The 23,914-nt window shown below is 56.9% G+C and carries 23 protein-coding genes; 19 read left to right on the top strand and 4 right to left on the bottom strand.

Annotated elements, in window-relative coordinates; all coding sequences use genetic code 11:
- The first annotated feature begins 24 nt into the window (after positions 1 to 24).
- The 8 genes from flgE (at position 25) to flgL (ending at position 8,427) form a co-directional block, all read left to right on the top strand.
- Complete coding sequence (flgE, locus tag PU683_RS16020) at positions 25 to 1,302, top strand: flagellar hook protein FlgE (protein ID WP_277173198.1); 1,278 nt, start codon at positions 25 to 27, stop codon at positions 1,300 to 1,302.
- A 20-nt stretch (positions 1,303 to 1,322) separates the two neighbouring features.
- On the top strand, positions 1,323 to 2,078 hold the full coding sequence (locus tag PU683_RS16015; RefSeq protein WP_277173196.1) for a flagellar basal body rod protein FlgF: 756 nt from the start codon (positions 1,323 to 1,325) through the stop codon (positions 2,076 to 2,078).
- A gap of 15 nt (positions 2,079 to 2,093) precedes the next feature.
- Positions 2,094 to 2,876 carry a flagellar basal-body rod protein FlgG gene (gene flgG / locus PU683_RS16010; protein WP_023481502.1) on the top strand — a complete coding sequence of 261 codons (783 nt, stop codon included), beginning with the start codon at positions 2,094 to 2,096 and terminating at the stop codon, positions 2,874 to 2,876.
- 57 nt (positions 2,877 to 2,933) lie between these two features.
- Positions 2,934 to 3,632, top strand: a complete 699-nt coding sequence (locus PU683_RS16005) for a flagellar basal body L-ring protein FlgH (RefSeq protein ID WP_187802098.1) — start codon at positions 2,934 to 2,936, stop codon at positions 3,630 to 3,632.
- A 12-nt stretch (positions 3,633 to 3,644) separates the two neighbouring features.
- Complete coding sequence (locus PU683_RS16000; RefSeq protein WP_277173194.1) at positions 3,645 to 4,742, top strand: flagellar basal body P-ring protein FlgI; 1,098 nt, start codon at positions 3,645 to 3,647, stop codon at positions 4,740 to 4,742.
- Positions 4,742 to 5,719 carry a flagellar assembly peptidoglycan hydrolase FlgJ gene (flgJ, locus tag PU683_RS15995; RefSeq protein WP_277173192.1) on the top strand — a complete coding sequence of 326 codons (978 nt, stop codon included), beginning with the start codon at positions 4,742 to 4,744 and terminating at the stop codon, positions 5,717 to 5,719. The genes PU683_RS16000 and flgJ overlap by 1 nt, the downstream gene beginning before the upstream one ends.
- Before the next feature lie 75 nt (positions 5,720 to 5,794).
- Positions 5,795 to 7,444 (top strand): flagellar hook-associated protein FlgK, encoded by a 1,650-nt coding sequence (flgK, locus tag PU683_RS15990; RefSeq protein WP_277173190.1) that lies wholly within the window; start codon positions 5,795 to 5,797, stop codon positions 7,442 to 7,444.
- A 14-nt stretch (positions 7,445 to 7,458) separates the two neighbouring features.
- On the top strand, positions 7,459 to 8,427 hold the full coding sequence (flgL, locus tag PU683_RS15985; protein ID WP_277173188.1) for a flagellar hook-associated protein FlgL: 969 nt from the start codon (positions 7,459 to 7,461) through the stop codon (positions 8,425 to 8,427).
- Between the two features lie 84 nt (positions 8,428 to 8,511).
- Here the strand turns inward: flgL and PU683_RS15980 are convergent, their stop codons facing one another.
- Positions 8,512 to 9,723, bottom strand: a complete 1,212-nt coding sequence (locus tag PU683_RS15980; protein ID WP_277173186.1) for an MFS transporter — start codon at positions 9,721 to 9,723, stop codon at positions 8,512 to 8,514.
- Between the two features lie 29 nt (positions 9,724 to 9,752).
- On the opposite strand from PU683_RS15980, the gene PU683_RS15975 reads away from it, so the two are divergent.
- Positions 9,753 to 10,799 (top strand): LysR family transcriptional regulator, encoded by a 1,047-nt coding sequence (locus tag PU683_RS15975; protein ID WP_277173184.1) that lies wholly within the window; start codon positions 9,753 to 9,755, stop codon positions 10,797 to 10,799.
- Positions 10,800 to 10,839: 40 nt separating this feature from the next.
- Here PU683_RS15975 and rne read toward each other — a convergent pair whose 3' ends face one another.
- A complete protein-coding gene (gene rne, locus PU683_RS15970; RefSeq protein ID WP_277173182.1) occupies positions 10,840 to 14,085 on the bottom strand; it encodes a ribonuclease E in 3,246 nt (1,081 codons plus the stop codon).
- 71 nt (positions 14,086 to 14,156) lie between these two features.
- Here rne and PU683_RS15965 point away from each other — a divergent pair, with 71 nt between their 5' ends.
- Positions 14,157 to 14,549 (top strand): hypothetical protein, encoded by a 393-nt coding sequence (locus PU683_RS15965; protein WP_277173180.1) that lies wholly within the window; start codon positions 14,157 to 14,159, stop codon positions 14,547 to 14,549.
- Between the two features lie 108 nt (positions 14,550 to 14,657).
- The gene (rluC, locus tag PU683_RS15960; protein ID WP_277173178.1) at positions 14,658 to 15,611 is read left to right on the top strand and encodes a 23S rRNA pseudouridine(955/2504/2580) synthase RluC; all 954 of its coding nucleotides are present in this window, start codon (positions 14,658 to 14,660) and stop codon (positions 15,609 to 15,611) included.
- A gap of 31 nt (positions 15,612 to 15,642) precedes the next feature.
- On the opposite strand, the gene PU683_RS15955 is transcribed toward rluC, so the two are convergent.
- Complete coding sequence (locus PU683_RS15955; RefSeq protein ID WP_431190944.1) at positions 15,643 to 16,788, bottom strand: dienelactone hydrolase family protein; 1,146 nt, start codon at positions 16,786 to 16,788, stop codon at positions 15,643 to 15,645.
- Positions 16,789 to 16,879: 91 nt separating this feature from the next.
- The gene (locus PU683_RS15950) at positions 16,880 to 17,464 is read right to left on the bottom strand and encodes a Maf family protein (RefSeq protein WP_277173174.1); all 585 of its coding nucleotides are present in this window, start codon (positions 17,462 to 17,464) and stop codon (positions 16,880 to 16,882) included.
- A 142-nt stretch (positions 17,465 to 17,606) separates the two neighbouring features.
- Here PU683_RS15950 and yceD point away from each other — a divergent pair, with 142 nt between their 5' ends.
- The 8 genes from yceD to fabF all read left to right on the top strand — a co-directional run bounded on the left by yceD (position 17,607) and on the right by fabF (position 23,862).
- Entirely contained in the window at positions 17,607 to 18,128 is a 522-nt protein-coding gene (yceD, locus tag PU683_RS15945) for a 23S rRNA accumulation protein YceD (protein ID WP_277173172.1), read from the top strand.
- A gap of 16 nt (positions 18,129 to 18,144) precedes the next feature.
- Positions 18,145 to 18,318, top strand: coding sequence for a 50S ribosomal protein L32 (rpmF, locus tag PU683_RS15940; RefSeq protein ID WP_006819481.1), 174 nt, complete (start codon positions 18,145 to 18,147; stop codon positions 18,316 to 18,318).
- A gap of 79 nt (positions 18,319 to 18,397) precedes the next feature.
- Positions 18,398 to 19,456: a phosphate acyltransferase PlsX gene (plsX, locus tag PU683_RS15935; RefSeq protein ID WP_277173169.1), complete on the top strand. Its 1,059-nt coding sequence runs from the start codon at positions 18,398 to 18,400 to the stop codon at positions 19,454 to 19,456.
- 36 nt (positions 19,457 to 19,492) lie between these two features.
- The gene (locus PU683_RS15930) at positions 19,493 to 20,446 is read left to right on the top strand and encodes a beta-ketoacyl-ACP synthase III (RefSeq protein WP_277173167.1); all 954 of its coding nucleotides are present in this window, start codon (positions 19,493 to 19,495) and stop codon (positions 20,444 to 20,446) included.
- A 16-nt stretch (positions 20,447 to 20,462) separates the two neighbouring features.
- The gene (gene fabD, locus PU683_RS15925) at positions 20,463 to 21,392 is read left to right on the top strand and encodes an ACP S-malonyltransferase (RefSeq protein WP_277173165.1); all 930 of its coding nucleotides are present in this window, start codon (positions 20,463 to 20,465) and stop codon (positions 21,390 to 21,392) included.
- Between the two features lie 12 nt (positions 21,393 to 21,404).
- Positions 21,405 to 22,139, top strand: coding sequence for a 3-oxoacyl-ACP reductase FabG (gene fabG / locus PU683_RS15920; protein ID WP_277173163.1), 735 nt, complete (start codon positions 21,405 to 21,407; stop codon positions 22,137 to 22,139).
- A gap of 154 nt (positions 22,140 to 22,293) precedes the next feature.
- Positions 22,294 to 22,530: an acyl carrier protein gene (gene acpP, locus PU683_RS15915; RefSeq protein WP_000103754.1), complete on the top strand. Its 237-nt coding sequence runs from the start codon at positions 22,294 to 22,296 to the stop codon at positions 22,528 to 22,530.
- 90 nt (positions 22,531 to 22,620) lie between these two features.
- Positions 22,621 to 23,862 carry a beta-ketoacyl-ACP synthase II gene (fabF, locus tag PU683_RS15910; protein ID WP_277173161.1) on the top strand — a complete coding sequence of 414 codons (1,242 nt, stop codon included), beginning with the start codon at positions 22,621 to 22,623 and terminating at the stop codon, positions 23,860 to 23,862.
- Positions 23,863 to 23,914: the final 52 nt, after the last annotated feature.

Raw genomic sequence — 23,914 nt, 5'->3', positions numbered from 1 at the left:
CTTCATACTTATCAGGAGTAAGTCATGGCCTTTTCACAAGCGGTCAGCGGCCTGAATGCTGCGGCCACCAACCTCGATGTCATTGGTAACAACATTGCCAACTCCGCCACCTATGGCTTTAAATCCGGATCTGCGTCCTTCGCCGATATGTTTGCCGGTTCTAAAGTGGGTCTGGGCGTTAAAGTGGCAGGCATTACCCAGGACTTCGCTGACGGCACCACCACCAACACCGGTCGTGGCCTCGACGTCGCGCTGAGCGGCAACGGTTTCTTCCGTGTGACCGACAGCAACGGTTCTGTTTACTACAGCCGTAACGGTCAGTTCAAACTCGACGAAAACCGCAACCTGGTCAACATGCAGGGTATGCAGGTGACCGGTTTCCCGGTAGCCGGCACACCGCCTGCGGTGCAGAGCGGCGCGAACCCGACGGCAATCACCATCCCGAACACCCTGATGGCGGCGAAAGCCACCACCACGGCGGCGATGCAGATGAACCTGAACTCAACGGACGCCACCCCGACCGTTAGCCCGTTCGATCCGACGAACTCAGACTCCTACAACAAAAAAGGCACCGTCACCACCTATGACAGCCTGGGTAACTCCCACGCCATTGACGTTTACTACGTTAAAAACAGCGCCAACAAATGGGATGTCTACACCCAGGACTCCAGCGTAGCGGGTTCAACTTACCAGAAAGCCGCGCAGATGACCTTTACCAGCAATGGTACGCTCTCGGCGGTTAACAACTACACCGAAGTGCAGCCAGCGACCAATCCGCGCACCTGGAACCTGTCGGCGACTGCTAACGCTCAGCCGCAGATCAACATCGGCCTGGCCAGTCTGAACGGCTCCGCCGCCAGCACCTTTAGCCTGAGCTTCCTGAACTCAATGCAGCAGAACACCGGCACCAGCGGTGTGGTCGCTATCAACCAGAACGGCTACGCGCCGGGTTCTCTGGTGAGCTATGCCATCAACGATGACGGCACCGTTGTCGGTAGCTACTCCAACGAACAGACTCAGCTGCTGGGTCAGATCGTGCTGGCGAACTTCGCCAACAACGAAGGCCTGCAGTCTCAGGGTGACAACGTCTGGTCCGCTACCAACTCCTCCGGTGTTGCGCTGCTCGGCACCGCCGGCACCGGTAACTTTGGCAAGCTGACTAACGGCGCGCTGGAAGCGTCAAACGTGGATCTGAGTAAAGAACTGGTCAACATGATCGTCGCGCAGCGTAACTATCAGTCGAACGCGCAGACCATCAAAACCCAGGATCAGATCCTTAACACGCTGGTTAACCTGCGTTAATCGACTGACGGGACGGCTTAATGGATCACGCAATATATACCGCGATGGGCGCAGCCAGCCAGACGCTGAATCAGCAGGCTGTCACCGCCAGCAACCTCGCGAACGCTTCCACACCAGGCTTTCGTGCCCAGTTCAACGCGCTGCGCGCGGTGCCGGTAGAAGGGCTTTCCCTGCCTACCCGTACGCTGGTGGTGGCTTCCACGCCCGGCGCCGATATGACGCCGGGTCAACTGGACTACACCTCACGCCCGCTTGACGTGGCGTTGCAGCAGGATGGTTGGCTGGCAGTGCAAACGGCGGACGGCTCGGAAGGGTACACCCGTAACGGCAATATCCAGGTGAGCCCGACCGGTCAGTTGACGATTCAGGGCCATCCAGTGATTGGCGAAGGCGGTCCGATCGCCGTACCGGAAGGGGCGCAGGTCACTATCGCCGCTGACGGGACGATTTCGGCGCTCAACCCCGGCGACGCGGCGAATACCATCGCGCCTGTCGGCAAGCTGAAGCTGGTTAAAGCCGAAGCGCGCGAAGTCGTGCGCGGTGATGACGGTCTTTTCCGTCTGAGCCAGAGCGCACAGGCGACCCGTGGCGCAACGTTGCAGCCTGACCCCTCCATTCGCGTGCAGTCTGGCGTACTGGAAGGCAGTAACGTGAAACCGGTCGAATCGATGACCGACATGATCGCCAGCGCGCGCCGTTTCGAAATGCAGATGAAGATCATCAGCAGCGTCGATGAAAACGAGCAGCGTGCCAACCAATTGCTGTCAATGAGCTAATAAACAGGACTACATATGATCAGTTCATTATGGATCGCAAAAACCGGCCTCGATGCCCAACAAACCAATATGGATGTCATCGCCAACAACCTGGCGAACGTCAGCACCAATGGTTTTAAGCGTCAGCGTGCGGTATTTGAAGATTTGATGTACCAGACGATCCGCCAGCCAGGCGCGCAATCTTCTGAACAGACGACGCTGCCTTCCGGTCTGCAGATCGGGACCGGTGTACGTCCGGTCGCTACCGAGCGACTGCACAGCCAGGGCAACCTCTCTCAGACCAACAACAGTAAAGATGTCGCCATTAAAGGCCAGGGCTTCTTTGAAGTTCTGCTGCCGGACGGCACCTCTGCTTACACCCGCGACGGCTCTTTCCAGGTGGATCAGAATGGCCAGCTGGTAACCGCGGGCGGTTTCCAGGTTCAACCGGCTATCACCATCCCGGCGAACAGCCTCGGCATCACCATCGGTCGCGATGGCGTGGTGAGCGTGACGCAGCAGGGCGCGGCAGCGCCGGTGCAGGTTGGTCAGTTAAACCTCACCACCTTTATGAACGACACCGGTCTGGAGAGCATTGGTGAGAACCTCTATACCGAAACGCAGTCCTCTGGCGCGCCAAACGGCACCACGCCTGGCCTGAACGGTGCAGGTTTGCTCTACCAGGGATTTGTGGAAACTTCAAACGTAAACGTCGCCGAAGAGCTGGTGAATATGATCCAGGTTCAGCGCGCATACGAAATTAACAGTAAAGCAGTATCGACCACCGATCAGATGCTGCAAAAACTGACGCAACTCTAAGGCGTTATCCGGTGCGGTAACCGCCGCACCGGAACCCTGATCTCGAAGATGAATGCAATGCAAAAATACGCCGTCCGCAGCTACCCGATAATGGCTTTAGTGGCATTAACCCTGACCGGGTGTGCCTGGGTTCCTTCTACACCGCTGGTGCAGGGGGCAACGACAGCTCAACCGATGCCCGGCCCCGTTCCGGTCGTCAATGGTTCGATCTACCAGACCGCGCAGCCAATTAACTACGGCTATCAGCCGCTGTTTGAAGATCGTCGTCCGCGCAACATTGGCGATACGCTGACTATCGTACTGCAGGAGAACGTGAGCGCCAGTAAGAGCTCGTCGGCCAACGCCAGTCGTGATGGTAAAGCCAGTTTTGGCGTAGACACCACACCGCGTTATCTCGAAGGTCTGTTTGGCAACGCTCGTGCCGATCTGGGTGCATCCGGCAGCAACTCCTTCGGGGGCAAAGGCGGCGCCAACGCCAGTAACACCTTTAGCGGCACACTGACTGTGACCGTCGATCAGGTGCTGATCAATGGCAATTTACATGTTGTGGGTGAAAAACAGATCGCCATCAACCAGGGCACTGAGTTCATCCGCTTCTCTGGTGTCGTGAACCCACGCACCATCAGCGGCAGCAACAGCGTTCCCTCCACCCAGGTGGCGGACGCGCGCATCGAGTACGTCGGCAACGGCTACATCAACGAAGCGCAGAATATGGGCTGGCTGCAGCGTTTCTTCCTTAACTTATCGCCGATGTAACCGGGGTGACCTATGTTTAAATATCTGACTGGTATCGTGTTAGTGCTGGCGGCGAGCTTCGCCCAGGCTGACCGTATCCGGGATCTCACCAGTGTACAGGGCGTACGTGAAAACTCCTTAATTGGCTACGGTCTGGTGGTTGGCCTGGATGGTACGGGCGACCAGACCACCCAGACGCCGTTTACCACCCAGACGCTGAATAACATGCTGTCGCAGATGGGCATTACCGTCCCACAGGGCACCAACATGCAGCTGAAAAACGTCGCTGCCGTAATGGTAACGGCGCAGCTCCCGCCCTTTGGCCGTCAGGGGCAGACCATCGACGTGGTGGTCTCCTCTATGGGTAACGCCAAAAGCCTGCGTGGCGGTACGCTGCTGATGACCCCGCTCAAGGGTGTCGACAGCCAGGTCTATGCGCTGGCGCAGGGCAACATTCTTGTTGGCGGCGCGGGCGCGTCAGCCGGCGGCAGCAGCGTGCAGGTGAACCAGCTTAACGGTGGCCGCATCAGCGGCGGCGCGGTGATTGAACGTGAGTTGCCAAGCCAGTTTGGTGCCAGCAACACCATCAACCTGCAGCTGAATCAGGAAGACTTCACCATGGCGCAGCAGATTGCGGACACCATCAACCGCGGACGCGGTTATGGCAGCGCCACCGCGCTTGATGGCCGTACCGTTCAGGTTCGCGTCTCCTCCGGCGGCAGCTCTCAGGTTCGTGCACTGGCGGATATCCAGAATATGGAGGTCGGCACCACGCAGCAGGACGCAAAAGTTATTGTTAACTCACGCACCGGCTCGGTGGTGATGAACCGCGAAGTGTCGCTGGATAGCTGCGCCATTGCGCAGGGTAACCTCTCGGTCACCGTCAACCAGCAGAACAACGTCAGCCAGCCGAATACGCCATTTGGCGGCGGTCAGACCGTGGTGACACCGCAAACGCAGATTGACCTGCGCCAGAGCGGCGGCTCGCTGCAGAGCGTACGCTCCAGCGCCAACCTCAACAGCGTGGTGCGTGCGCTTAACGCCCTGGGCGCCTCGCCAATGGAGCTGATGTCAATTCTGCAGGCGATGCAGAGCGCCGGTTGCCTGCGTGCGAAATTGGAGATCATCTAATGTTGACTGACAGCCGAATGTTGACCAGCGCGGCATGGGACGCGCAATCGCTGAATGAACTGAAGTCGAAAGCCGGACAGGATCCGGCTGCCAACCTGCGCCCGGTGGCGCGTCAGGTGGAGGGGATGTTCGTGCAGATGATGCTGAAAAGTATGCGCGAAGCGTTGCCAAAAGACGGGATTTTCAGCAGTGATTCAACGCGGCTGTATACCAGCATGTATGACCAGCAGATCGCCCAGCAGATGACCGCCGGCAAAGGCCTCGGTCTCGCCGATATGATGGTGAAACAGATGACCGGCGATCGCGCGCCGGTCGATCCGGCAGATCAGATGCAGCAGGTGCCGATGAAGTTTCCGCTGGAGACCGTCAATACCTATCAAAACCAGGCACTGACGCAGCTGGTGCGCAAAGCGATACCCAAAGTCCCGGAAGCATCTGAAGTTGCCGAAGCGGGCAGTGGGCAGGCGCTCTCCGGTGACAGCAAAGACTTCCTTGCCCAGCTTTCGCTCCCGGCGCGGCTGGCAAGCCAGCAGAGCGGTGTGCCGCACCACCTGATCCTGGCGCAGGCTGCGCTGGAGTCCGGCTGGGGCCAGCGGCAGATCCCGCGTGAGAATGGCGAGCCGAGCTACAACATTTTTGGTGTTAAAGCGACCGCAAGCTGGAAAGGGCCGACCACTGAAATCACCACCACCGAATATGAAAACGGCGAGGCGGTGAAGATCAAAGCCAAGTTCCGTGTTTATAGCTCCTACCTTGAAGCGCTCTCCGACTATGTCGGCATGTTGACGCGCAACAAACGCTACGCGGCGGTAACAACCGCGGCCACGGCGGAGCAGGGCGCGCAGGCGCTGCAGAGCGCAGGTTACGCAACCGATCCGCACTATGCCCGTAAGCTGACCTCGATGATCCAGCAGCTTAAATCGATGGGTGAAAAAGTGAGCAAGGCTTACAGCACAGATACACAAAATCTGTTCTAAAACGCCTCAAGTTTCACCCTGGGTTGCCGATAATCTTCAACAGGACTCATGTCTGAAAGTGTATAAGGAACCTCCATGTCCAGTTTGATTAACAGCGCAATGAGCGGGCTTAGCGCAGCCCAGGCCGCGCTCAATACCGCCAGTAATAACATTGCGAGTTATAACGTCGCGGGCTATACCCGTCAGACGACGGTGTTAACCAGTTCGAACAGCACGCTGACCGGTAGCGGCTACGTGGGCAATGGTGTCACCGTGACTGGCGTTCAGCGTGAGTATGACGCCTTTATTACCAACCAGCTGCGCGCGGCGCAAAACCAGAACAGCGGGTTAACCACGCGTTATGAGCAGATGTCAAAAATTGACGATGTGCTGTCGGATACCACCAACTCCCTGTCGAGCAGCCTGCAGAGCTTCTTCTCCAGCATGCAGACGCTGGTGAGTAACGCCTCCGATCCGTCGTCGCGCCAGGCGCTGCTCGGCAAAGCTGACGGTCTGGTAAACCAGTTTAAAGTGGCCGATCAGTATCTGCGTGACCAGGATAAACAGGTCAACTTATCTATCGCCACCAGCGTTGACCAGATCAACAACTACGCGAAGCAGATCGCCAACCTGAACCAGCAGATCTCTAAACTGACTGCGGTAGGCGCTGGCTCGTCGCCAAACGACCTGCTCGATCAGCGCGATCAGCTGGTCAGCGAATTGAACAAAGTCGTGGGTGTAGAAGTCAGCACCCAGGATGGCAGCTATAACGTCAGCATGGGTAACGGCATTACCCTGGTGCAGGGTAAAGAGGCGCGCCAACTGGCGGCGGTGCCTTCCAGCGCCGATCCGGCACGTACCACGCTGGCGTATGTCGATAAGGTGGCCGGCAATGTAGAGATCCCGGAAAAGCAGGTGACTACCGGTACGCTCGGCGGTCTGCTCTCATTCCGTACGCAGGATCTGGACCAGGCCCGTAATACGCTGGGCCAGCTGGCGCTCTCTTTCGCTGACTCCTTTAACCAGCAGCATGTTAAAGGCTTTGATGCGAATGGCGACCAGGGTGAAAAATTCTTCAATATTGGTCAGCCTTCCACCACGTCGAACAGCAAAAACAGCGGCGATGCCACGCTGAGCGCGGCGGTAAGCAACAGCTCTGCGGTGCAGGCGACTGACTATAAAGTTGCGTTTGATGGCACCCAGTGGAACGTCACGCGTCTCTCCAATAACACCACCATCGCGGTAACCCCGGATGCGACAGACGGTACGCTCAATTTTGATGGTCTGAAAGTCTCCATCAATAACGGCTCTACCGGCGCGAAAAAGGATGACAGCTTCACCATCCGTCCGGTGAGCAACGCGATTGTGAATATGAGCGTGGCGGTGACCGATGAGTCAAAAATCGCCATGGCGGGCGCGACCGGTAACGGTGCAAGCGACAACCGCAACGGTCAGGATCTGTTAAAGCTGCAGAGTGCGAAAGTGGTCGGCGGCAACAAAACCTTTAACGATGCCTATGCCACGCTGGTGAGTGATGTCGGGAATAAAACCTCGACGCTGAAAACCAGCAGCGCGACGCAGACTAACGTTGTGACCCAGTTGAGTAACCAGCAGCAATCTATCTCCGGGGTTAACCTCGATGAAGAGTACGGCAACCTGCAGCGTTTTCAGCAATATTACCTGGCTAACGCCCAAGTGCTGCAGACCGCAAGCACGTTGTTTGATGCCCTGCTGGCCATTCGTTAAGTAAGAGGTGAGTCATGCGTATTAGCACGCAAATGATGTACGAACAAAATATGCGCGGCGTAACCAATGCTCAGGGCAAATGGTTAGGGTACGGCGAGCAGATGACAACCGGTCAGCGCGTTAACCGCCCGTCTGATGATCCGATCGCCGCCTCGCAGGCGGTGGTCATCTCCCAGGCGCAGGCGCAAAATGCGCAGTACGCCACGGCGCGCACCTTCGCGACACAAAAAGTCTCTCTTGAAGAGAGCGTGCTGCAGCAGGTGACGACTGCCATCACTGGCGCGCAGAGCAGCATCGTGAAGGCGGGCAACGGCTCGCTGAGTGACGATGACCGCGCCTCTGTTGCCGCCGAGCTGCAGGGCTTTCGCGATCAGTTATTGAACCTTGCGAACAGCACCGACGGTAACGGACGCTATATTTTTGCCGGTTACCGCACCGAAAGTAAGCCGTACGATGCCAATGGCACATACAGCGGCGGTAATGATGCGATCACCCAGCAGGTTGATGCTGCACGTTCGATGGTGATTGCCCATACCGGTGACCAGGTGTTTAACTCCGTTACCAGTAATGCGACCAAAGAGCCTGTCGATCCGGCAACCGGCGTTGCGCCTGCACCTGAGACAGATCTGTTCAAGATGCTGGATACGGCAATTGCTGCGCTGAAGACACCGGTCGCAGGTGACGAGACGGCGAAAGCCGCAGCGCAGGCGGTGGTGGATAAGACCAGCCGTGGTCTGGGCAACTCCCTTAACAACGTGCTGAGCGTGCGCGCTGAACTGGGTACCCAGCTCAATGAGTTGGGCACGCTGGACTCCCTTGGCGACGATCGTGAGCTGTCGTTGAAGCAGCAGAAGAGTGACCTGATCGATGTTGACTGGAACTCGGTGATCTCCTCTTACACCATGCAACAAGCGGCGCTGCAGGCTTCTTATAAAGCCTTCACCGATATGCAGGGCATGTCGCTGTTCCAGATGAATCGTTAATAACCTTTTCACTTTGGGCATATTCGGAAACTGGGATATGTCTGCTATGCCCGCTCTGTCTCTCCAGAGCGGGCCTTTTTTTATCTAAGCGCTCTGCTTAGCCTGCTCAAGCTTGCGGGCATCGAAGAGACGGATCAGTAGCGCGATAAGCCCCGCAACGCTTGCCAGGACGACCACGCCCTGCCATGAGGCGATGGCATAGAGCTTACTTCCCAGCGCGGAACCCAGCGCCATACCGATAAACACCCCCGTAAAGAGCAGCGCATTGAGTCGGCCCCGCGCCTGCGGCTCCAGGCTATAAACCAGATTTTGATGGGCGACGAGGCTTGATTGCAGACCCAGATCAAACCCGACCGCGGAGAGGGCAATCAGCGCCAGCTGGCCATGGGGCGGCAGGGCAGGCAGCAGGAACATCAGCGCGAAAGAGACCGTTACCAGCCCGGCACCGAGCTGGGTTACGCGTTCTGCGCCTACTTTATCCGCCAGCCCACCCGCCAGCGGCGCGGCTAACGCGCCTGCGGCACCGGCAATACCAAATGTCCCGGCAACGGCGCTGCCTAACTGATAGTGCTCAAGCAGCATCAGCGCCAGCGTCGACCAGAAGGCGCTGAAAGCGATAGACAGAAAGCCCTGCGCCATTGCCGCGCGGCGCAGCGTCGGGTAGCGCTGCCAGAGGTGCGCCATCGAGCGCATCAGCGCCGGATAGCTCAGCGTGGAGTGGGTGGCGAAACGCGGCAATACCGACCACATTAAGAGCCCTATCAGGGCGATGCTGACTGCCGCGAGCTGGTACATCACACGCCAGCCAAACGCCGCGCCGACAAAGCCGCTAACCGTACGCGAAAGTAAAATCCCCAGCAGCAGACCGGTCATCACCGTGCCGACCATTTTTCCCTGTTTTCCCTCAGGGGCGAGGATCGCCGCTGCCGGCACAATGTCCTGCGCCATGGTTGCCGCCATGCCAATCAACAGGCTGACAATAAGCAGTGACGGCAGATGGCTGGTCAGGCTACAGGCCAGTAGTAATACCGCCAGGGCTGCGCTTTTCACCACAATTAAGCGACGGCGATCGTGACGGTCGCCCAGCGGTAACAGAAAGAGGATGCCCAGCGCGTAACCGGCCTGGGTGAGTGTCGGTACCAGGCCCATACCGTTGATGGTCAGATGCAGATCGCTACCCATTAACGGCAGCAGTGGCTGCGAGTAGTAGATAGCCGCGACACTGAAGCCCGCGCCGAGTGCCAGCGCAAAAAAGATGCCGTTTGCCATACGGGCAGAGAGCGAGTGATGGTTCATAGGGTGTCCCCGAAAAGATAAAGCGGTGGATGCGTAGTCAGGCTACGGTGTGGGGCCATTTTTACTCACAGCGATGTGGCGCGGTAGCCAGCGCAGTGGTAAAACGGTTATACGTGAAACGTATAGGCATGAAGATTATGAGGCGACAAGAGCGTATAGACCGGGTGGACTTAATGCGAACCTTCATCCGCATTGTTGAAGCAGGCTCACTGTCGGCGGCGGCCCGCCAGCTGGAGACTACGCAGGCGACCGTCAGCCGCCGATTGCAGTCGCTGGAGACGCTACTCGGGGTAAAGCTGCTGTTGCGTACCACCCATGCAATGAAGCTCACCGATGACGGCGAGCGCTGTTACCAGCATGCCAAACGGGTGGCGGACGCCTGGGTGGCGCTGGAGGATGATCTCAGCCAGTCCGACGACGAGCCGGTCGGTATGCTGCGGGTACGCGCACCGCATGCCTTTGGTCAGCAGCAGCTGCTGGTGCCGCTGACGCAGTTTCTCGACCGTCATCCGCAGCTGACGGTGGAGTGGATGCTGAATGATAAAACCGTCGACTTTCTCAGCGCCAATATCGATTGCGCTATCCGCGTCGGGGCCGAGGTCGATCCGGCTACTGTATCGGTACTTCTGGCAGAGGTGCCGCGCAGCCTTGTGGCGTCGCCGGCGCTACTGGAACGCTTCCCTGCTATCGAGACGCCGCAACAGTTGAGCCACTTACCGTGGGTCGCGCTGAGTACCTTCTACCAGCACCAAATTGCGCTTTACGCACAGGACGATGACCGTGCCGTGCAGGTGGCTATCTCTCCGCGCTTATTTACCGACAGCCTTTACGCGGCGCGCAATACGGCACTCGCCGGGCTGGGAGTGACGTTAATTTCCAGCTGGGCAGTGGAAGAGGATCTGCGTAGCGGCAAGCTGGTGACGCTGCTGCCGCAGTGGCAGGCGGCACCGTTACCGGTTCATCTTGTCTATCCGTGGGCGCGCTACTATCCGGCGCGGCTGCGTAAATTTTTGCAGCTGATGCGGGAAGTGATGCCAGGGCTGAGCGGGATGCGCCAGCCCGAAATGGGGGCATAAAAAAAGCCGACCCGGAGGTCGGCTTTTCGCAGCGTGTACCTTACTCGACTGCCGGCGGTTTGGTTGCCGGTGCGGTGGCGGTATGCGTGGCGCTGTGACCGCCCGCAGAACCTTTACCGTCGAAGTTGAACGCCGGGCGAACCCAGTCGCTGTGGCGCGGCGCTTCCTGCACATACGCAGGAGCAGGCGCTTTGGTCATCGGTGCGGTTGCATGGCTGTGAACGGCCACCGGCGTCCCGGCTTTCACCGGCGCAGGCGCTGCTTCAGGTTTCACCTCCGCAGGGGCTGCTTCCGTTTTTACCGGAGCCGGGGCTTCAGTTTGCACTGGCGCATCCACTTTCGCCGGAGCAACCTCTTCAACAACCGGAGCTGGCGCAGGCTCTTCCTGCACCGGCTCTGCCTCTTCAGCAATCTGCTGCGCGACAGGACGATCTTCCTCAGCAATCAGCTGCGGCTGCTCGTCTACCGGGGCAGAAATCGCTTCCGGATGCGTTGTCTCAACGTCAACCGGAGCAGGCTCAGCCACCGCTTCCTGCGGTTCAACCACTGCCGGCTGCTCGCTGACAGGTGCGGTTTCAACCGGAGCCTGCGGCTCGACAACGTCAGCCTGTGCGGCGGTGACCAGTTGCGCTTCCGCTACGGCTGGTGCCACTTCCTGCTCAGGTGCATGCTGCTGCTCAGTTTCCAGCGCGGTGTTGTGCTGGATCTCCTGCTGCTCTTCCTGCGCACGCGGCACCGGATAGCGAACCCACACTTTACCGGAAGCCATCTCCGGTGAGGCGCAGGCAATGGTCAGCGGCATCGCGGACTGTACCGGGTAGCGCTCGTCACGGTAGCGGCGGCGGCGCTGACCGCTGACGCGCAGGTGACGAGGGGAGCGGCGTGAGCGGCGCGGCATGGTGTTTTCGCGCGCTTCACCGTTTTCTTCCTGCTCCTGGACCGGGGCGGCTTCAGCCACCGCTGGCAAATCAAGTTTAGCGACCTGGGTATGCTGCTGCTCCGGCGCGGTCTCAACGACGGTTTCGTCGACAACCGCTTCAGCACGGTTATCATCGATGCGCACTTTCTGGTTCAGCTGGCGCTGTTTGCGGCGCGGCATCACCTGAACACGCTCTTCCTGTTCCGCTTCCTGAGCCGGCAGCTCTTCGCGATTCAGCTCTTTAACTTCCTGCTGCGCCTGACGCTTGTCATCGCCGCGGCGACGGTTGCGTTCACGGCGTGACGGCTGCTGCTCGTCGCGGCTTTTCGCTTTCTCCGACTCGTCGACGACGGTGTTCTGGCGTGGTTCGCGATTTTCCGCGTTCTGCTGCGGTTTTTCGCGACGGTTGCGGCGGTTATCTTCGCGACCTTCACGGCTCTCACGACCCTCGCGGTTATCACGATTGTCGCGATTGTCACGCCCTTCACGCGCCTCGTTGCCTTCGCTACGGGAGTCACGGCGATCGTTACGGTCGCGGCGGTTGTTTTGACGCGGTTTGCGGCGCTCTTGCGTACGCTCTGGTTTCGCCTCTTTCTTCTCTTCCTTCACTTCAACCGGCGCAGGCGCTTCTTCGCCAGCAAACAGGTTTTTCAGGGCAGAGACGATGCGGCCAAACAGACCTGGTGTTGCGGCTGAGGCGGCGGCAGACTTTGCCTGCGCTGCGGGTGCAGGCTCCTGGGCTTGCGGCACAGGCGGCACGTCCGGCATAACGAAGGTGGCGAGAGCAGGCTGCTCAGGCAGTTTACGCTCGGCATACTCCTCTTCGGACGGCAGCGCCATCTCCTCTTCATGCAGCTTCGGCAGCATGTAGCTGAGGGTCGAGGTCTCTTCGCCTTTACGGACGCGCAGCACCGAGTAGTGTGGCGTTTCCATCTGATCGTTCGGCACGATGACGCAACGCACGCCGCCCTGACGGGCTTCAATCGCGCTGACAGCGGCACGTTTTTCGTTCAGCAGGTAAGAGGCGACAGGCACGGGCACAATCGCGTGCACTTCCTGGGTGTTCTCTTTCAGTGCCTCTTCTTCAATCAGACGCAGAATGGAGAGCGACAGGGACTCGTTATCACGGATGGTACCCGTACCGCTACAGCGCGGGCAGACGTGATGGCTCGATTCACCCAGCGACGGGCTCAAACGCTGGCGGGACATCTCCAGCAGGCCGAAGCGGGAGATATGGCTAATCTGAATACGTGCACGATCCTGGCGCACCGCTTCACGCAGACGGTTTTCAACCGCACGCTGGTGGCGAACCGGAGTCATATCGATAAAGTCGATAACGATCAGGCCGCCGAGGTCGCGCAGACGCAGCTGACGGGCAATCTCATCTGCCGCTTCGAGGTTGGTGTTGAACGCCGTCTCTTCAATGTCGCCGCCACGGGTTGCGCGCGCGGAGTTGATGTCGATGGCGGTCAGCGCTTCGGTGCTGTCGATAACAATCGAGCCGCCGGACGGCAGACGCACTTCACGCTGGAAGGCGGACTCAATTTGCGACTCAATCTGATAGTGGCTGAACAGCGGGATTTCACCGGTGTAGAGCTTAATTTTGCTGCTGAAATCCGGACGGCCCAGTGCGGCGATATGCTGGCGAGCCAGCTCCAGCACTTTCGGGTTATCAATCAGGATTTCGCCAATGTCCTGGCGCAGGTAGTCGCGGAAAGCGCGAACGATAACGTTGCTCTCCTGATGAATCAGGAAGGGAGCCGGGCGGCTCTCTGCGGCTTTCTGGATCGCTTCCCAGTGTTTCAGGCGGAAGCTAAGATCCCACTGCAGCGCTTCGGCAGATTTGCCGACGCCCGCGGTACGCACGATAAGGCCCATGCCGTCCGGCAGTTCGAGGCTCGACAGCGCCTCTTTCAGCTCGGTGCGATCGTCGCCTTCGATACGGCGAGAGATGCCGCCCGCGCGCGGGTTGTTTGGCATCAGGACGAGGTAGCTACCGGCGAGGCTGATAAACGTTGTCAGCGCCGCGCCTTTGTTGCCGCGCTCTTCTTTGTCGATCTGGACGATAACTTCTTGGCCTTCACGCAGCACATCTTTGATGTTCGGACGGCCATGCGCGTTGTAGTTGGCGGGGAAGTATTCGCGAGCGATCTCTTTGAGGGGGAGGAAACCGTGACGTTCAGCGCCGTAGTCAACGAAGGCAGCTTCAAGGCTCGGTTCAATGCGGGTGATTTTACCTTTGTAGATATTGGCTTTTTTCTGTTCATGCCCGGGGCTTTCGATATCCAGGTCGTACAGACGTTGCCCATCAACAAGTGCGACACGCAACTCTTCTTGCTGAGTTGCGTTAATTAACATTCTTTTCATCGTAACTTACTCATTATTCTTACATTGACGACTAAGCTGCGGGCAAGATTTTGCCTTTCCGGGGAGAACCGATGGCCTCGAGTCTATTCCGCGTCGCCAACCTCACGGTTGTCGCTCGCTTAAGAGGCGCAGTGTGTCGGTTGCCTGCATTTCCTGTGGAAAATACAGCGCAATTATCAGGGGAACAGTCTGGGAAAAACTCTCCAGAGAAAATTCCATCTACCGGTAAGGACTGCAACCCGCAGCCCGCTAACTGCCTGAAAGCTCAATACGTCTTACGCCATTGCTGCGTGTATGATCGGACAGGCAAAACTGGTCATTCCGCTCATTTACTTGTTTTAGCAAAATTCAACACGGAAAACGGCAACATTATTCCCTGCGAACCCTGTTATAGCAAGCTGACTTTTACCATTTATCACCCGGTTACTCACAGTTTCTTCACCTTTGCGCGGCGATTGGTTTAATAACCACCGAATCAACGGCCTGAAACGCTGTTTACCGAATGTAATAGTCAATATAAGCATATAAAAATGAGTGGCGCTATCCGGCGTGGATATTTAGAATCGCCTCCCATGAAAACTGAGACATTAGCCGTAAAATTTGTTGCTATCACCGCAGACGAAGCGGGGCAGCGCATTGATAACTTTTTGCGTACGCAGCTGAAGGGCGTACCGAAGAGCATGATCTACCGTATTTTGCGTAAAGGCGAAGTACGGGTGAACAAAAAGCGCGTAAAACCAGAATATAAACTGGAAGATGGCGATGAAATTCGTATCCCGCCGGTGCGCGTGACCGAAAAAGAAGAGGAGGCGGTTTCCCCGCATCTGCAGAAGGTCGCCCAGCTCAACGACGTCATCCTCTACGAAGATGATCATATTCTGGTGCTGAATAAACCCTCGGGCACGGCGGTACATGGCGGTAGCGGCCTCAGTTTTGGCGTGATCGAAGGGCTGCGTGCGTTGCGCCCGGAAGCACGCTTCCTCGAACTGGTGCATCGCCTCGATCGTGATACCTCCGGCGTGCTGCTGGTGGCGAAAAAACGCTCGGCGTTGCGCTCGCTCCACGAGCAGCTGCGCGGTAAAGAGATGCAGAAAGATTACCTGGCGCTGGTGCGTGGTCAGTGGCAATCCCATGTGAAAACCGTACAGGCACCGCTGCTGAAAAATATTCTACAGAGCGGCGAGCGCATCGTGCGGGTTAACAGCGAGGGCAAGCCGTCGGAAACACGCTTCAAGGTGGAGGAGCGCTACGCTTTTGCCACGCTGGTGCGTTGCAGCCCGGTCACGGGGCGTACGCATCAGATCCGCGTGCATACTCAGCATGCGGGGCATCCGATCGCCTTTGACGATCGCTACGGCGACCGCGAGTTTGATAAACAACTTGCTTCAACCGGCCTGTCACGCCTCTTCCTGCACGCGGCGGCGCTGAAGTTTACCCACCCGGCAACCGGCGAGACGCTGCGCATCGAAGCGCCGCTCGACAATGCCCTTAAGCACTGCCTGACGACGCTGCGTAACGCAAAATAACCTCTCTCCCCTCCGTCGCGGAGGGGATCGCTTACGGCTTCAGCCATCTGTCCAGCCACGGAAAGACCTCATCCTGCTGCTGTTGATAAAAGACATGGCCCAGCTCAGGCCAGCTTTTGGTCACCAGTTTTTCATCGGCATGCTGTGAGGCCCAGACGCGGTGCACTTTCTTAAAGGCCTCTTCTACCGCTTGCGGCGGGAAGAGCTTATCTTTGCCGCCGCTGAAGATGAGCATCGGCTTTGGTGCGGCGAGACTGGCGATATCGGGAATATCCATCAATGCCGGCATACCAGGGTGCAACATATAAAAGGCCGACTGCCCGCGCAGCACATTATTACCAGGCTGCATCAGGCCACTGTAAGTGCCAAACCATGAAATCACCGCTGTTGCAGCCACCTTATCGTTAAGGGCGGCCAGTTGCCAGGCGCGGAACCCGCCCATTGAGAAGCCCAGCACGCCGACACGTTTGCTGTCGACCCCCGCATGCGCGGCGATAAAATCGACGGTGCGCATATCTTCATACGCCACTTCACCGGCAAGGGAACGGCCCAGATTGAAGTAGTTGCTGGCCAGCGCCTGCTGCTGCTCATAGACCATCGGTCCGCGATCGCCCCAGCCGGGGCTGTCGATGGCGATAACTGCATATCCGCGCTGCGCCAGCTCATCGCCAATAAATTTCCCGCTGAAGAACTTATCCGCCCAGGCCTGCGCACTGGCGAGCTTTTTGACGTCATTCCACGGTCGGATTAATTTCTCTTTGCCGATGTCGAATTTTGAACCGTGATCGTGCAGCAGCACTACCGCCGGATGGGGGCCGGGCGTTTTCGGCATCAGCAGCAGGGCCGAAATGCGGTTGTCGTCGGTGATGTTAAGCGCCAGCTTTTCGGCGGTGTAGCTGCCGCGATCCTCTTTATTTATGGTTTCAGGGGCGAATATTTTTGTGGCATCGGGTGTGAGCAGGGCGGCACGGAAGCGTTGGCGGCTCTCTGTTTGCCACTGAGTAAAATCGGCGTAATGCCCGGAGAGCCAGGAGTCAGGGTAGAGCATTTGCGCTTTCAGCGCGGGCCAGCTTGCCGGGAGATTGCCTTCGACAACCCCCTCGGTTTGCCACGTCTCTTGCGCGCTGGCAGCAGCAGAAATCAATAACGCGGCAGCCAGCGCCACTTTGCACGACATCCTCATTATTACCCCTCAAATTAAAACGACGTTTTAATATTGACGGTGACTCTACAGGGTGCGTGCTCAACAATCTGTGATCGCTTAAGCATTAGCTTAACAACGGGTTGCGCTCCTCACGGCGCAGCATCTGGCACAGCGCAATGAGCGGCAGGCCAACCAGCGTATTGGGGTCGCGCCCTTCAAGGCGTTCAAACAGCGCAATGCCCAGCCCTTCGCTTTTAAAACTGCCGGCACAATTAAGCGGGCGCTCTTTGCGCACGTAGTCGTCAATCTCCTGCTCATTTAAATGGCGGAAATGGACGTCAAAGGGTTCGCACTCTGTTTGCAGATGCCCGGTCGCCGAATTATAGAGCGCCAGGCCCGTATAGAACGTGACAATATTTCCGCTCGCTTTCAGCAATTGCTGGCGTGCATTCTCTTCCGTATGCGGTTTGCCGTTAATTTCGCCATTCAGTACGCACACCTGATCGGAGCCAATTATCAGGTGATGTGGATATTTCTCTGCCAGTGACTGCGCTTTTTGCTGAGCAAGGCGCAGCACGAGGTGGCGCGGTGTTTCACCGGGATGCGGCGTTTCGTCGGTTTGCGGCGCTGCGCACTCGAAGGGAAGGCCGAGTTTTTCCAGCAGGGCGCGTCGATAGGGTGAAGTTGAGGCAAGAATAAGAGGAGACATATTTTTTTCCACCAAATATGGCTTAACGATGAGAGGCAAATTAAACTGTAGGCCGCAATGTGTGCGAATAATTGGCAAAAGGCAACCGCAGGCTGCCTTTTTCTTTGACTCTATGACGTTACAAAGTTAATATGCGCGCCCTATGCAAAAGGTAAAATTACCCCTGACTCTTGATCCGGTTCGTACCGCTCAAAAACGCCTTGATTATGAGGGTGTCTACACTCTCGATCAGGTCGAGCGCGTCGCCGATTCTGTTGTCAGCGTAGAAAGTGATGTGGAGTGCTCCATGTCGTTTGCTATCGATAACCAGCGTCTGGCGGTGTTAACCGGCGATGCGAAGGTTACGGTAGCGCTCGAGTGCCAGCGCTGCGGGAAACCGTTCACCCATCATGTCTACACAACGTATTGTTTTAGTCCTGTGCGTTCAGACGAACAGGCTGAAGCACTCCCGGAAGCGTATGAGCCGATTGAGGTTAACGAATTCGGCGAAATCGATCTGCGGGCGTTGGTTGAGGATGAAATCATCCTCGCCTTGCCTGTAGTTCCGGTGCATGATTCTGAACACTGTGAAGTGTCCGAGGCGGACATGGTCTTTGGGGAGTTGCCTGATGAAGCGCAAAAACCCAATCCATTTGCCGTATTAGCCAGCTTAAAGCGTAAGTAATTGAGGAGTAAGGTCCATGGCCGTACAACAGAATAAACCAACCCGTTCCAAACGTGGCATGCGTCGTTCCCATGACGCGCTGACCGCAGTCACCAGCCTGTCTGTAGACAAAACTTCTGGTGAGACCCACCTGCGTCACCACATGACCGCTGACGGTTTCTACCGCGGTCGCAAGGTTATCACTAAGTAATCACGCGTAAGCGTGATGAAGCTTAGTGAGGCTTTCCCCGCTCAGGCGGGGATAAACCGAACCAGGCTCTGACGATACCTTGACACGTCTAACCCTGGCGTTAGATGTCATGGGGGGCGATTTTGGCCCCTCCGTGACAGTGCCTGCAGCTTTGCAGGCACTGAATTCTAATTCGCAACTCACTCTCCTGTTAGTCGGCGATCCCGACGCAATCACGCCATTACTTGCCAAAGCTGATTTCGAGCAGCGCTCTCGCCTGCTTGTTGTTCCTGCACAGTCAGTTATTGCCAGTGATGCGCGCGCGGCGCAGGCGATCCGAAACAGCCGCGGTACGTCAATGCGTATCGCGCTGGAGCTGGTGAAAGAGGGGCGCGCGCAGGCCTGCGTCAGCGCCGGTAACACCGGGGCGCTAATGGGGCTGGCGAAATTATTGCTTAAACCCATCGATGGTATTGAGCGCCCGGCGCTGGTGACAGTACTGCCGCATCAGCAAAAGGGCAGAACTGTGGTGCTCGATCTGGGTGCCAATGTCGATTGCGACAGCACGATGCTGGCACAATTCGCCGTCATGGGGGCCGTTATGGCAGAGGAGATCCTTGAGATCGCCAACCCGCGGGTTGCTCTGCTCAATATCGGTGAAGAAGAGAGCAAAGGGCATGACAATATTCGCGAAGCAGCCGCGTTGTTACGCGAAGCGTCCTCCATCAACTACATTGGTTACCTGGAAGCGAACGAATTATTAACCGGCAAGACGGATGTGCTGGTGTGTGACGGTTTCACCGGAAACGTCACGCTAAAAACCATGGAGGGGGTTGTCAGAATGTTTCTTTCGCTGCTGAAATCGCAGGGCGAGGGGAAAAAAAGGGCGTGGTGGCTCATCTTACTCAAACGTTGGTTACAAAAAAGTCTGATAAGTCGATTCAGCCACCTCAACCCCGACCAGTATAATGGTGCCTGTCTGTTAGGATTGCGCGGCACAGTGATCAAAAGTCACGGCGCAGCCAATCAGCGCGCGTTTTGCGTTGCGATTGAACAGGCAGTGCAGGCGGTGCAGCGGCAAGTCCCACAACGGATTGCCGCTCGCCTGGAATCTGTGTACATCGCGTCGGCTTCGTCTGCACTGGGCGACGAAAGCTGAAACGTATGTATATTATCCAAGAGTGACTGAGCGCACATGTATACAAAGATTATTGGTACCGGCAGCTATCTGCCAGAACAGGTTCGAACAAACGCCGATTTAGAAAAAATGGTCGATACCTCCGACGAGTGGATTGTCACGCGCACGGGTATTCGTGAGCGTCGTATCGCTGCGGCAAACGAGACTGTATCGACTATGGGCTTTGAGGCCGCTAAACGCGCGCTTGAGATGGCCGGCATCGATAACGATCAGATTGGCTTAATCATTGTCGCAACTACCTCCGCGACCCACGCTTTTCCAAGCGCTGCCTGCCAGATCCAGAACATGCTGGAAATTAAAGGCTGCCCGGCGTTTGACGTTGCCGCTGCTTGCGCAGGCTTTACCTATGCCCTGAGCATTGCCGATCAGTACATTAAATCCGGCGCGGTAAAATATGCGCTGGTGATCGGCTCCGATGCGCTGGCGCGCACGCTCGATCCGGAAGACCGCGGCACGATTATCCTCTTTGGTGACGCCGCGGGTGCTGCTGTACTGGGCGCATCCGAAGAGCCGGGTATCATCTCCACGCATATGCATGCTGACGGAAGCTATGGCGAACTGCTGACGCTGCCGAATCTCGATCGCGTAAACCCAGAAAATCCAACCTATTTAACGATGGCGGGTAACGAAGTCTTCAAAGTTGCCGTCACCGAACTGGCGCATATTGTTGACGAAACACTGGCTGCCAACAACCTTGAGCGCAGCGAGCTGGACTGGCTGGTACCGCACCAGGCGAACCTGCGCATTATCAGCGCGACGGCGAAGAAACTTGGCATGTCGATGGATAATGTGGTGGTTACACTGGATCGTCACGGCAACACCTCTGCCGCGTCCGTGCCTTGTGCTCTGGATGAAGCGGTGCGCGACGGGCGCATCAAAGCTGGTCAGCTGATCCTGCTTGAAGCCTTTGGCGGCGGGTTCACCTGGGGCTCTGCGCTGGTACGTTTCTGAGTATAAGGACTAAAAAATGACGCAATTCGCATTTGTGTTTCCGGGTCAGGGTTCCCAGGCTGTCGGCATGCTGGCCGATATGGCTGCAACCTGGCCGGTTATCGAAGAGACCTTCCAGGAAGCTTCAGCGGTGCTGGGCTACGATCTCTGGGCGCTGGTACAGCAAGGCCCGTCTGAAGAACTGAACAAAACCTGGCAGACACAGCCGGCGCTATTAACGGCTTCCGTTGCGCTGTGGCGCGTATGGCAGCAGCAGGGCGGTAAAGCACCTGCGCTGATGGCAGGGCATAGCCTTGGCGAATACTCTGCGCTGGTCTGCGCGGGCGTAATTTCATTTGCTGACGCGGTTCGTCTGGTCGAACTGCGCGGTAAATTTATGCAGGATGCCGTTCCGGCGGGTACCGGTGCGATGTCGGCGATTATCGGTCTTGATGACGCTGCAATTGCAGAAGCGTGTGAAGCCTCTGCCGAAGGGCAGGTGGTATCACCAGTTAACTATAACTCGCCGGGTCAGGTAGTGATTGCGGGTCATAAAGAAGCCGTTGAACGTGCAGGAGCTGCCTGTAAAGCCGCTGGTGCAAAACGTGCGCTGCCGCTGCCAGTAAGCGTGCCTTCCCACTGCGCGTTAATGAAACCTGCGGCAGAGAAACTGGCTGCTGAGCTTAGCAACATCACATTTAATGCGCCGCAGATCCCGGTCGTGAATAACGTCGACGTGGCGTGTGAAACCACACCGGAAGCGATTCGCGATGCGTTGATACGTCAGCTCTACAGTCCGGTTCAGTGGACGAAAAGCGTTGAGTTTATGGCGGCGCAGGGCATTGAGCACCTGTATGAAGTGGGCCCGGGTAAAGTCCTCACCGGCCTGACTAAACGTATTGTTGATACCCTGACAGCCTCGGCGCTGAATGAGCCGGCGGCCATGTCAGAGGCACTTGCGCAATAAAAGAGGAAGACCATGAGTTTTGAAGGAAAAATCGCGCTGGTTACCGGTGCAAGCCGCGGTATTGGCCGCGCAATCGCCGAAAGCCTCGTTGCCCGCGGCGCGAAGGTGATCGGTACTGCGACCAGCGAAAGCGGCGCGCAGGCCATCAGCGATTATCTGGGTGCGAATGGCAAAGGTCTGCAGTTAAATGTGACCGACCCTGCATCCATCGAATCTGTGCTGGAAAACATTCGCGCTGAGTTTGGCGAGGTCGATATTCTGGTAAATAACGCCGGGATTACTCGTGACAATCTGCTGATGCGCATGAAAGATGATGAGTGGAACGATATTATCGAGACCAACCTTTCATCTGTTTTCCGCCTGTCAAAAGCGGTAATGCGAGCTATGATGAAAAAGCGTCATGGGCGTATTATCACTATCGGTTCTGTGGTTGGTACCATGGGAAATGCCGGTCAGGCCAACTACGCTGCGGCGAAAGCGGGTCTTATCGGTTTTAGTAAATCGCTGGCGCGTGAAGTTGCGTCCCGCGGTATTACGGTAAACGTTGTTGCTCCGGGTTTTATTGAAACGGACATGACGCGTGCGCTATCTGACGATCAGCGTGCGGGTATCCTGGCGCAAGTGCCTGCAGGCCGTCTCGGCGGTGCGCAGGAAATCGCCAGCGCGGTTGCATTTTTAGCCTCTGACGAGGCAGGTTACATCACTGGTGAAACCCTGCACGTCAATGGCGGAATGTATATGGTTTAACCACGATGAAATTTATTTGCGTTATTGGGGTGAAAAGCCTCAAAATAGCGTAAAATCGTGGTACGAACTGCCGGGATTTAGTTGCAAATTTTTCAACATTTTATACACTACGAAAACCATCGCGAAAGCGAGTTTTGATAGGAAATTTAAGAGTATGAGCACTATCGAAGAACGCGTTAAGAAGATTATCGGCGAACAGCTGGGCGTTAAGCAGGAAGAAGTTACCAACAATGCTTCCTTCGTTGAGGACCTGGGCGCTGATTCTCTTGACACCGTTGAGCTGGTAATGGCTCTGGAAGAAGAGTTTGATACTGAGATTCCGGACGAAGAAGCTGAGAAGATCACTACCGTTCAGGCTGCCATTGATTACATCAACGGTCACCAGGCGTAAGTGAACATCTCCAGGCGGTCATTCGACCGCCTGAGTTTTATCTAAGCAATCCCACGAATCTCTTTTTTTATCCCTCCCTGGAGGACAAACGTGTCTAAGCGTCGTGTAGTTGTGACCGGACTTGGCATGTTGTCTCCTGTCGGCAATACCGTAGAGTCCACTTGGAAAGCTCTCCTTGCCGGTCAGAGTGGCATCAGCCTGATCGACCATTTCGATACTAGCGCCTATGCAACCAAATTTGCTGGCTTAGTAAAGGATTTTAATTGTGAAGAGTTCATCTCGCGCAAAGAACAGCGCAAAATGGACGACTTTATTCAATATGGAATTGTCGCTGGTATTCAGGCCATGCAGGATTCCGGCCTGGAAGTAACAGAAGAAAACGCCTCGCGTATTGGCGCAGCGATTGGTTCTGGCATTGGTGGTCTCGGCCTGATCGAAGAAAACCACAGCTCCCTCGTCAAGGGTGGGCCGCGTAAAATCAGCCCGTTCTTCGTTCCATCGACCATTGTGAATATGGTGGCTGGCCATTTGACCATTATGTTTGGTCTGCAAGGCCCCAGCATTTCAATTGCGACTGCCTGTACCTCTGGCGTGCACAACATTGGCCATGCGGCGCGTATCATTGCCTATGGCGATGCCGATGCGATGCTGGCGGGTGGCGCGGAAAAAGCGAGTACGCCGCTCGGCGTCGGTGGCTTTGGCGCAGCGCGCGCGCTCTCCACGCGTAACGATAATCCGCAGGCCGCAAGCCGTCCGTGGGATAAAGACCGTGATGGTTTTGTTCTTGGCGATGGTGCAGGCATTATCATGCTGGAAGAGTACGAACACGCGAAGAAGCGCGGTGCGAAAATTTATGCAGAAATCGTCGGTTTCGGCATGAGCAGCGATGCTTACCACATGACTTCTCCGCCGGAAAACGGCGCGGGTGCGGCGAAAGCGATGATTCATGCGCTTCGCGACGCAGGCGTTGAGCCGTCTCAGATTGGCTACGTGAACGCACACGGCACCTCCACTCCTGCCGGCGATAAAGCTGAAGCGCAGGCAGTGAAATCGGTATTCGGTGACGCGGCTTACAACGTGATGGTCAGCTCGACCAAATCGATGACCGGCCACCTGCTCGGTGCTGCGGGTGCGGTAGAATCCATCTACTCTATCCTTGCACTGCGCGATCAGGCTGTACCGCCAACCATCAACCTGGATAACCCGGATGAAGGTTGCGACCTCGATTTTGTACCGCACGAGGCGCGTCAGGTCAGCGGTCTGGAGTACACCCTGTGTAACTCCTTCGGCTTTGGTGGTACCAACGGCTCGCTGATCTTCAAAAAAGTGTGATCAACCTGCCGTATAAAGGCCCGCTTGCGGGCCTTTTCTGTTCTGATATCTC

This window comes from Candidatus Kosakonia sp. 282A-S69 (genome assembly GCF_029433855.1).
In the GTDB taxonomy this organism is placed as follows: Bacteria; Pseudomonadota; Gammaproteobacteria; order Enterobacterales; family Enterobacteriaceae; genus Kosakonia; species Kosakonia cowanii_A.
Note: the sequence above shows the minus strand (reverse complement) of the source record. Positions and strands in the feature narration are given on the sequence as shown.